Origin of the sequence: Candidatus Cloacimonas sp. (genome assembly GCA_039680785.1) — a bacterium.
Lineage (GTDB): Bacteria > Cloacimonadota > Cloacimonadia > Cloacimonadales > Cloacimonadaceae > Cloacimonas.
This window is the reverse complement of sequence record JBDKSF010000021.1, coordinates 1-3,492: the sequence shown is the minus strand read 5'-3', so window position 1 is coordinate 3,492 and position 3,492 is coordinate 1. Positions and strand designations below refer to the sequence as shown.

The window sequence follows — 3,492 nt, the reverse complement described above, 5'->3', positions numbered from 1 at the left end:
TTAACGGAAGGATTGCAAATAGGGGTGGGAGGCAAGCCAGCATGAAGATAAGTATTATAGGGAGAATTAATTTGCGTATCTTCGTAAGTTAAGACATCGTGTTTTATTCCTTTGGGATCAAGTAAATAATTAACTGTAGCACAGGACTGAAGAGCCATTCCCTTTTGGATGCGGTTTAAAAATAAACCGGCAATAATTTCTTTTTCACTTTCCGTTCCTGCTTCTTTTTCTACAATGGAAGCCAGAATCAATTTATCATAAAATTGGGGGATAGCCAAAGGGTCTATTCCCTCTTTATGCAAACGCTTGAAAAATTCGTCGGTCATTATTGCCAGAATGGAATCAGCAGGAATTTCAATTGGGAATTTATATGTTTCAGGATATAAAAAGCCCTCCAACGAAGGCACTTCAAAGCCGGAATGTTTTTTTACTTGGGCAAAATTTGTGGCAGAGAGGTAAAGTTCATTATAATCTGCCAGACCACTGTGGTCTATTTTCCTGAGGGTTTTATACAGAGAAAGTCCTTCCGGAAAAGTGATGGTTATGGTTTCACTTTGTCCGCTTTGCAAACGGCTGACTGTTTGCCAAAGATATGTATTACCACCGAAAATATAGCTGCCAGGTTTTAATTCCCTATCCGCTTTGCGAATTTTGGTGAGGGCTACAAACATTGTTTTACTGCGGATAATACCTGCTTCCGATAGTTTGGAGGCAATAATTCTGGCATTATCTCCCGGTTTGATATGCACGATGCGTTCTTCACTTCTTAAAGGGAGAAAAACAAGCAAGACAATATATACAATAAGCAGCGCTACAACGCTTGCTAAGCTGATGATAACTATTTTCTTTTTTTTCATTTAGCCAGATATTCTTTTAGAAACATTGCAGCCGCCATAGCATCTTTGATTTTTTTTGCTTCCTGCCAAGTGTAACCCATTTTTTTTAGTTCTTCATTTGCCTCCCAAGTGGAATAGCGTTCATCAAAACCTTCTACAGGAATGGACATAGCTTTTTGCAGACGATTTAAAATGGATTGGCACTCTTCAGTTTTGGGAGTAAAAGAACCATCTATGGCATAAGGGATACCAACTATAAGCTTAGTAACACTATATTGTGATATAACTTCTTGCAGATCTTTTATTAGTTTTTCAAAACCCTGATTAGCAAGGATACGAAGCGGTTTGGCAAAAATGCGATTCGGATCACTCAATGCCAAGCCAATTCTCTTTTCTCCATAATCCAGGGCAAGAATACGCCCTTCTGAATTCATATATTGGATTCATCCCTCCAGATGGCAATTTTCCAACCGTTTTCTACGGGCATTAAATAAAATCGGGCAATTCCATTGGCGTTTAAAGAGGAATTACTTTCTTTATAGGACAGGATTAAATCAAAGTTGCAAGGAATAACTATCCAATCCTCATGGCCAATTTCAGGATCGGTTTGCCATCTATCAGAAGTGGGAATCTGTAAACGCAATTTTATTTCATCGGGAGGATAATAAGTTCCATCACTGGAACCGCGATTAAACATTCTATCCGTATATTCAATTTCTTGATCATAACCCCACCAAGAATCTCGCATTCCGTCTCCATTCATATCAATGCCAATTAAACTAACTTCGCTTGCCAAAAGTTCAAAACGGAAATCAGGATGCAAAAGCGATTTATAAAGGTTGATGTTCTTTTCGGTATAAGCACGCTCCAAATTTTGCAAAAGTTCTTCCGGTGTCCTGTTTTCAATTTCGGCGCTGGAAACATCATAGAGTTTCGGACAGAAAGGATTTTGGCAACTGCTCAGCAAAAAAGCCAGAAAAAGGAGAAGAATATTAATGGTTCTCATATTTCAGTTTACCCCAAGTGGAGCCATTGCTACCCCGATAATCATACCACTGCTTTATATACCAATAGCCATATTCCTTTTTTAAATGCAATTCCAGATTACCGCTTGCCAAAGTTAAACGCTCCTTTCCTTGGCTGCGTAAAGTTCCCGTGATTTGGTATTGACGATATATTTTAGCTTGTGTGGATTCCAATTGATCCTGAGTGTCCATCGTTTCCAGCGAGACCTGTATTTCTTTATAACGATTATGAAACACCTGTATCATATCCTGTTCTTGAACGCGTGTCCAAGTTGACTCTATAGAATAATCGCTTATATCCTGGGGGGCAAAATGAAACACATAATCGGAAGTGAATATACCTGCATAATGAACTGCATTTTGAGCATACTCATAACAGTATTCCAAATTTAACAAAACGGAATCGCAATCCGTGGTAAAATCTATCCACGGCGTTTCTGCCCCAGGATGCTCTGAATCTCGAACTGTAAATAAATCACAGCTACAGAGCAAAAGAGTTAACAGTAAAATAAAAGCGATTCTTTCCATAAATTCACTAAAAGGATTTTAAATATTATGTCAATCAAAATCTGTGGATTTTGGATGCTAAAATAATTACGAGTCCTGTGTGCCGCTAAAATAACAGAGCATCCCAAAGACAAATTTAGGATTGTGCTTGACAATTTGAGGAAGCAAGGGAAAAGGATAATATATAATAAACAAAGGGAGTTACTCAATGCGGAAAACCACATTCTGCTTGCTGCTTTTAATGCTAAGTGTTTCGCTAAGCTTTGGTCAATACATAGTTAATTTTGAAGGAGCGAACGAAACAAAAACTGCCTATGCTTCAGGTGATGTAACCTTAAGCGGTCTTTCCTGGAATCTGACAGAAGTGTTAATTGGCGCTGAAGATTATGATTGGAAAAATGGTTTGCGATCAGCCAGGTTGCGAGGTTATGGGACTTCTGCAATGACAATGTTAGAAAACAAAACTAATGGTTTGGGTACTCTTTCTTTTTATTATAGAAGATATTCTACTGATGCGCAAGTGGATTGGAAAGTAGAATACAGTATTGATAGTGGCAGTAGTTGGATGCAAATTGGTTCTGTTTTTACTGCTCCTGCAAGTGATACACCCAGTTTATTTTCTGAAGATGTAAATGTTAGTGGAGATGTGAGAATAAGAATTAAACGCGCTACCGAAACAGGAGCTACTAATAAACGCTTACATATAGATGACATAACTTTAACGGATTTTACAAGCACAGAAGTTGAACCCCCCACTTTGCAGGCATCAGGTATAATTGCTTATCCTGCCAATGCGGAAATTACTTTGGAATGGACTCCTGGTAATGGGGCACGCCGCTTAGTTAAAATCAATACCATTAATTCATTTACTTCTCCTGTTGATGGCAGCAATCCTACTGCCAACGCTGTTTACAGTGGTATTGGAGAACAGGTTATCTTTAATGGCTCAACGCAGATAGTGGAAGGAGTTCCTTTAAATGGTTGTAATGTATCTGGCTTAACACCTCTAACGACTTATTGGTTTAGAATTTATGAATATAATGGCAGCGGTAGTTTTACTCGCTATAATACATCAGAATCCACAAACAATCCTATTTCTGCCACCACTACCAATACTCCCGGAA

General features: G+C 38.5%; 5 protein-coding genes. 1 reads left to right on the top strand and 4 read right to left on the bottom strand.

Annotated features, from left to right (window positions below; translation table 11 throughout):
- The 4 genes from mltG to ABFC98_00895 form a co-directional block, all read right to left on the bottom strand.
- Positions 1 to 857, bottom strand: an 857-nt coding sequence (gene mltG, locus ABFC98_00910; GenBank protein ID MEN6444586.1) for an endolytic transglycosylase MltG, incomplete at its 3' end; no start/stop codon positions are given.
- The gene (gene ruvX / locus ABFC98_00905; protein ID MEN6444585.1) at positions 854 to 1,270 is read right to left on the bottom strand and encodes a Holliday junction resolvase RuvX; all 417 of its coding nucleotides are present in this window, start codon (positions 1,268 to 1,270) and stop codon (positions 854 to 856) included. The genes mltG and ruvX, both read right to left, overlap by 4 nt.
- Positions 1,267 to 1,842 (bottom strand): hypothetical protein, encoded by a 576-nt coding sequence (locus ABFC98_00900; GenBank protein ID MEN6444584.1) that lies wholly within the window; start codon positions 1,840 to 1,842, stop codon positions 1,267 to 1,269. Before ABFC98_00900 ends, ruvX begins: the two co-directional genes overlap by 4 nt.
- Positions 1,829 to 2,389: a hypothetical protein gene (locus ABFC98_00895; protein ID MEN6444583.1), complete on the bottom strand. Its 561-nt coding sequence runs from the start codon at positions 2,387 to 2,389 to the stop codon at positions 1,829 to 1,831. The genes ABFC98_00900 and ABFC98_00895 overlap by 14 nt, the downstream gene beginning before the upstream one ends.
- 187 nt (positions 2,390 to 2,576) lie before the next feature.
- Between ABFC98_00895 and ABFC98_00890 the strand changes: the two genes are divergently transcribed.
- Positions 2,577 to 3,492: hypothetical protein (locus ABFC98_00890; GenBank protein MEN6444582.1), on the top strand; the 916-nt coding region annotated here is incomplete at its 3' end.